Source organism: Cupriavidus sp. 05L310, from assembly GCF_056398185.1.
In genome coordinates this window covers 67,441-73,440 of sequence record NZ_JBFTOX010000049.1, presented here as the reverse complement: position 1 = coordinate 73,440, position 6,000 = coordinate 67,441, and the positions used below count along the sequence as shown (strand labels likewise).

Genomic DNA, 6,000 nt, shown 5'->3' with positions numbered 1-6,000 from the left:
AATGAGACCTTGGCCGTGATCGCAACACGTATCCATCGCGTGCGGCCGGATCGCGCCAAGCCTCGTCCGCCTCGCCACAAACCTCATCGACATGCTGCTTATAAGGCCTGTTGATGCCTAATTGTTGATGCTTAACTTGGGTGGATTGCTCCGCGACCCCCCTCGGTGAGCCAACGTTTCATATTGCCGCTGGAGTTCACACCATAAAACTGATCGACTACATAAAATGGATTTCAGAAAACTCCTTAATGGATAGAGAGGAAATGCGCTCGTCTGTGCGGAGTAATGCACTTTCTTCGCCGGTAACAGGAGAATTGCTCTCTGTTCTGGCGAGCGAAATGAGGAGCGAGGAAAACTGGACGCGCTTCATGAGGTCCGTCTCCGGCGAGAAACTCAGTGCATCGGGGATAGACATCTCAGGGTTCGTGGGACGATGGCATTCCAGGCGAACATAGAAAGCGACTTCACAGCGCTAGATGCGGGTTTTGCGCCGAGGCCGATCAGACTACTTTTTCCTCATGTCTACATATCTCCAAACCACCGCAACTGAATGCGGGCTAGCGTGCCTAGGCTACGTTGCTGCCCACCATGGGCGAGTTCTCTCGATGAACGAGCTGCGCGCTAGGTTTGTCGTCTCGATGCGAGGCATGAGTTTGGCAGACCTCGCACGGCTCGGCAGCGCAATCGGGCTAATAGCCAGACCGTTGCGGCTAGAAATGCATGAGCTGACGGAGCTCACTTTGCCGTGTGTGCTTCACTGGGACATGAGTCACTTTGTTGTCCTAAAGCGTCTTTCGCGCGGGAAACTGACTATCTTCGATCCCGCTTGCGGCGAGCAGCAGCTACCAATGAGTGTGGTGAGTAAACATTTCACCGGCATTGCATTAGAACTGTCTCCGGCTCCGGACTTCGAGCCAAGACTGCCCCATCCCGCGATTGGATGGCGTCAACTAGTTGGACGTCTCAATGGGCTGTGACGTAGTTTGGGGCAGATTTTCCTGCTTGCGGCTAGTCTTCAGCTTGCATTACTTATTTCCCCCTTATTTACCCAATGGATCGTCGATGGTTCCATTGTTTCTGGGGACATGGGGTTGTTATGGGTGCTCGTTATCGGGGCCGTACTCACTACCCTTATAAAGGTGGGGCTAGAACTGGCTCGCGGCTGGTTGGGTATCGTGATTTCCGTGCAATTCGGCACACAGTGGGCTGCTCGTGTCATGAAGCATTTGCTCCACCTGCCAACCCAGTGGTTCGAGGTGCGTCATTCAGGTGATATCATTTCGCGCTTCCAATCGACGCAGAGCATCCAGCAGACAGTGACAGGCAAGCTGGTTGAGATCATTTTAGACGGCCTGTTCGCGCTAGTGACACTCGTTGTTATTCTCGTTTACAGCCCAGAACTAGGTGTCATAGCTATTGGCGCTGTCATTGCATACGCCGCAATACGAATTCTTCCGCATGGAGCATATCATCGGTCAAGCGATGAAGTGATGACCCATGAGGCAAAGGCACAGACTCATTTCCTCGAGAGCATCCGGGGGATTCAGGTGATAAATCTGATGAGCCTTGAGGATGTACGTATTTCTAAATGGTTTAATGCTATCACTTTGGCAGCCAATCGGCGCGCAAAAAATCAAGAACTCGCCCTGTCGTTTAACGCCGGGTATAACTTGGTTTTCGGGATCGAGAGCATTGCGGTATTGGGTTGGGGGGCGGGTATGGTTATAAACGGTGTACTTACAGTTGGTATGCTAATGGCATTCATTTCCTATAAGGACGCATTTTCTTCCAGAATGCAGCGTTTCATCGATAACATCATGTCGGTTCGGATGCTTCGCCTTCACGTCGAGCGGCTTTCGGATATCGTGCTAACTGAGCAGGAAGAGACGACTGGCGTCATGCCCGAGCAGCTTGGAGAGTTCAACGATCACACGCCTCTCTCTCTGAAGCTGGAAAACATAGGCTTTCGCTATGGCAGCGGGAGTAATTGGGTGCTTCGGGATTTGAGCATCGAGTTCGTTCCGGGAGAACACGTTGCAATTGTTGGAGCCACCGGCTGCGGAAAGACAACGCTTGCAAAGATCATTTTGGGTCTACTGGAACCAACGGAAGGATCTTTGCGAATAAATGGAATTCCAGTACATCAATTCGGCCTTAGGAATTGGCGAAAAAAGGTTGCTGCTGTAATGCAGGATGATCAACTTTTTTCCGGTAGCCTGCAGGATAACATCTCCGGATTTGACGAGCACATTGACCGCGAACGCGTTTATGCCGCGGCGAAAGCGGCAAAGATCCATGACGAGGTGTTGGCCATGCCGATGGCATATCACTCCCTAACAGGCGATATGGGCAGTAGTCTTTCTGGCGGACAGAAACAGCGGGTGCTTCTGGCTCGTGCACTATATCGGCAAGCCAGGATTCTGGTGCTCGACGAGGCTACAAGCCATCTGGATGTGGAAACAGAGAGAGCAGTCAATGAAGCTATCCGCACCCTGACTGTAACACGCATCACGATTGCACACCGTCGGGAGACCATTGCGATGGCCGATCGCGTGATTGATATCACTGACTTCAGCGAACACGACCGATAGCTACCAATGATCGCGGATCAGAGCACTCTCGGAGAGATCTGGTTTTAGCTTCCATGGCCCGAGCATTGGTCGGATCGAGTTGGTAGATGCTCGCTACCTACGTCAATGCCCATCCTCGCTTGTCCGACCTCGGTAAACTCCCCATTTTCGCCTCCTGTCAGAAAGCGTGGTGCCGATATGCCGAGCAGACTTTCAAGGGAACAAACTTACCCAGCGGGAAGCAAAGCTCACCCATCAAGCCCAATGTTGTCTGCCGAAGCCAGTCTCTCGCAGAGGTAGCCCGTAGGCACACCGGAGGGGACACGGCCAAGCTGCGCACCAACGCCGAGAGCCTACTACCCTGCGACTGGTTCCTAGGCGCAAGTCGGCACGGCGCGGCGTGCCGGTTGCTCTCCCGCAGGCGAGAGAGCAACCGGCGGAGCGGCAGGCGCTCGCGATGCCGCCGCCTTCAACCAGCGGCGACCACTTTGCGCGCAAACGCCGCCAGCGCGTCCAGTACCTCATCCGGCCTTTCCCCCATCAGCGCGTGCCCGCAGGGCACCGTGACCGTGCTGGCCGATGCCATCCTGGCGGCGAGCGCCTGGGCGGCCTTGGGCGAGGTCATCATGTCCTTGCTGCCGTTGATGAACAGGGTGGGGCAGCGCACGGCGGCCACCGCGGCGTCGCCGTTGGCGTAGGCGTTGCAGGCGGAGAAGTCGTTGTGGAAGACGTGGCCTTCGGGGTTGCGTTGTGCCACGCGTTCCATCAGGCGCTGGCTGCCGCCTTGCATCCACGAGCCCGGTCCCGGCGAGGAGGGCTTGTTGGCGAGGCTGGAGTGCGACCACGCATTGACCATGGCGATGGCCTGGTCCACGCGGTTGAGCGAGGCGTCGAGCAGGGCGTCGGCAACCTTCATCGGGTAGGCCGTGGCGAGCAGGGCGATGCCGCGCACCGCGTCAGGGTGGCGGGCGGCCGTTTCCAGCGCGATCAGCGAACCCATGCTGTGCCCGAACACCAGGGCGGGGGCGCTCACGCCGGCCGCGCGCACCAGTTCGATCACCCAGTCGGCCATGGCTTCGACTGTCTTGAGCGGCTCGCCTTCGCTGCGGTTGTGGCCGGGCAGGTCGACCGCCAGCACGCTGAAGCCGTGGTGCGCGAACCAGCGCGTCTGCAGGGCCCAGACGCTATGGTCGTTCTGTGCGCCGTGCACGAATACGGCGCAGGGCAGGGCGGGGTCGAAGGGTTTGCCGCCGGTGTAGGCATAGGCCTTGCGGCCTGCGATTGTCAGTTCCATCAGGCTTGGCCTCCCTTGCCGCTCATGGCTTTCTCCGCGGCCTTGAGGCCGCGCTTGAGGTCGTCGATCAGGTCGTCCGGGTCTTCCAGGCCGACCGACAGGCGGATGGTGCCTTCGCCGATGCCGGCCGCCTGCAGCGCCGCGGCGTCCATGCGGAAGTGGGTGGTGGAGGCGGGGTGGATCACCAGCGAGCGGGCGTCGCCCACATTGGCAAGGTGGGAGAACAGCGCCAGGCTCTCGATGAAGCGCTGGCCCGCGGCGCGGTTGCCCTTGAGGTTGAAGCTGAACACGGCGCCCGCGCCGCGCGGCAGCAGGCGCTTGGCGAGTTCGTAGTCCGGGTGGGATTCCAGTTCCGGATAGGCCACCGACTCGACCATCGGATGCGACACCAGGAACTGCACCACGCGGCGCGCGTTTTCCACGTGGCGGGCCATGCGCAGCGGCAGCGTCTCGATGCCCTGCAGCAGTTGCCAGGCGGCCATCGGGCTCAGGCAGGCGCCGAAGTCGCGCAGGCCCTCGCGCCGCGCGCGCAGCAGGAAGGGCGCCACCGTGCTTTCCTCGGTGAACACCATATTGTGGAAACCGGCATAGGGCTCGGACAGTTCCGGGAAGCGCCCGGAGGCCTCGAAGTCGAACGTGCCGCCTTCCACCAGCACGCCGCCGATGGTGGTGCCGTGGCCGCCCAGGAACTTGGTGGCCGAGTGGTAGAGCAGGCCGGCGCCGTGGTCGAAGGGCTTGAGCAGGTAGGGCGTGGTGAACGTGGAGTCGACCAGCAGCGGGATGCCATTGTCCTGGCCGAGCTGGGCCAGGGTCGGGATGTCCAGCACGTCCAGCCCGGGATTGCCCAGGGTCTCGCCGAACAGCAGTTTCGTCTCCGGCCGGATCGCCGCGCGCCAGGCGTCGATATCGCGCGCCTGCACGAAGGTGGTCTCGATGCCGAAGCGGCGCAGCGTGTAGTGCAGCAGGTTGTGCGAGCCGCCGTACAGGGCGCTGGACGCCACTACGTGCGAGCCCGCGCCCATCAGGGTGGCCACCGCCAGGTGCAGCGCAGCCTGGCCCGAGGCCACGCCGATCGCGCCGGCGCCGTTCTCGAGGGCGGCGACGCGCTCTTCGAAGACGGCTACGGTCGGGTTGGAGATGCGGGAGTAGACATGGCCCGCGCGCTCCATATTGAACAGCGAGGCGGCATGCTCGCTGTCGCGGAAGACGAAGGATGTCGTCAGGTGGATGGGCGTGGCCCGTGCCCCCGTGGCGGGGTCGGGGGCGGCGCCTGCATGCAGCGCGAGGGTGTCGAAACGGGTACCGGACATGGCGTTAAAGGCTAGAGTTGTCTCCGGTGCGCATCGTAGCATCCGCTGCCGCCGGCGAGCACGGCAAATAGCCCTGGCGGCGCTGGCGGCACCCCGTGCTTTACTTGGGCGGCCGGTTTCGGCTAGGATCGGCGCATCAGGCCGTGCCGGGCGCGGCAGGCAATACACAGCAAAACAGTAGTTTCAGCAAGCGGAGACCATCATGAAAGTCAGCGACATCCTGCAAATCAAGGGCAACACGCTCTATACGGTGAAGCCGGAGACGTCACTGCTGCTGGCGGTCAATATCATGGCCGAGCACGATATCGGCTCGCTGGTGGTGATGGAGTACGGCGACCTGGTGGGCATGCTGACCTTCCGCGAGATCATCAAGACCCTTTCCGCCAATGGCGGCAGCGTCGGCACCACCAGCCTGCGCAAGGTCATGGACGATGCGCCGCTCACCTGCACCATGGAGACCGACGTCAACGAAGTCCGCCGCATGATGCTGGAGCGCCACACGCGCTACCTGCCGGTGCTGGACAACCGCACCCTGATGGGTGTGATTTCCTTCTATGACGTCGCCAAGGCCGTGGTGGAGGAGCAAAGCTTCGAAAACCGCATGCTCAAGGCTTATATCCGCGACTGGCCGGAAGAAAAGACCGATTGAGCCTCCGCGCCGGCGCGAGGATCGGAGTGCTTCCGGGGGGGCGATGCCGTACGGCGGTTGAGGCTTGGTGGGCCCCGGCAGGGCGGGGCGCGGTCGAGATGCGTATTGCACGGTACCGCAAGCATCCCTTGCAATGGCATGCCCGCCGCCGTGCGAGCATTGTCAGCGACGTCGCCG

At 60.4% G+C, this 6,000-nt stretch carries 6 protein-coding genes; 3 read left to right on the top strand and 3 right to left on the bottom strand.

The features are described from left to right. Positions 1 to 217 precede the first annotated feature (217 nt). The gene (locus AC1DS6_RS30095; RefSeq protein WP_477103725.1) at positions 218 to 415 is read right to left on the bottom strand and encodes a hypothetical protein; all 198 of its coding nucleotides are present in this window, start codon (positions 413 to 415) and stop codon (positions 218 to 220) included. A 61-nt stretch (positions 416 to 476) separates the two neighbouring features. Here AC1DS6_RS30095 and AC1DS6_RS30090 point away from each other — a divergent pair, with 61 nt between their 5' ends. Continuing rightward, positions 477 to 977, top strand: coding sequence for a cysteine peptidase family C39 domain-containing protein (locus tag AC1DS6_RS30090; protein ID WP_441627340.1), 501 nt, complete (start codon positions 477 to 479; stop codon positions 975 to 977). Between the two features lie 6 nt (positions 978 to 983). Next, on the top strand, positions 984 to 2,591 hold the full coding sequence (locus AC1DS6_RS30085; protein ID WP_441627338.1) for a peptidase domain-containing ABC transporter: 1,608 nt from the start codon (positions 984 to 986) through the stop codon (positions 2,589 to 2,591). A gap of 448 nt (positions 2,592 to 3,039) precedes the next feature. Here AC1DS6_RS30085 and AC1DS6_RS30080 read toward each other — a convergent pair whose 3' ends face one another. Both AC1DS6_RS30080 and AC1DS6_RS30075 read right to left on the bottom strand, forming a co-directional pair. Next, complete coding sequence (locus AC1DS6_RS30080) at positions 3,040 to 3,864, bottom strand: alpha/beta fold hydrolase (RefSeq protein ID WP_441627336.1); 825 nt, start codon at positions 3,862 to 3,864, stop codon at positions 3,040 to 3,042. After that, positions 3,864 to 5,174: an O-acetylhomoserine aminocarboxypropyltransferase gene (locus AC1DS6_RS30075; RefSeq protein ID WP_276290389.1), complete on the bottom strand. Its 1,311-nt coding sequence runs from the start codon at positions 5,172 to 5,174 to the stop codon at positions 3,864 to 3,866. Before AC1DS6_RS30075 ends, AC1DS6_RS30080 begins: the two co-directional genes overlap by 1 nt. A gap of 202 nt (positions 5,175 to 5,376) precedes the next feature. On the opposite strand from AC1DS6_RS30075, the gene AC1DS6_RS30070 reads away from it, so the two are divergent. Further along, positions 5,377 to 5,823, top strand: coding sequence for a CBS domain-containing protein (locus AC1DS6_RS30070; RefSeq protein ID WP_045240037.1), 447 nt, complete (start codon positions 5,377 to 5,379; stop codon positions 5,821 to 5,823). The last annotated feature ends 177 nt before the right edge of the window (positions 5,824 to 6,000 follow it).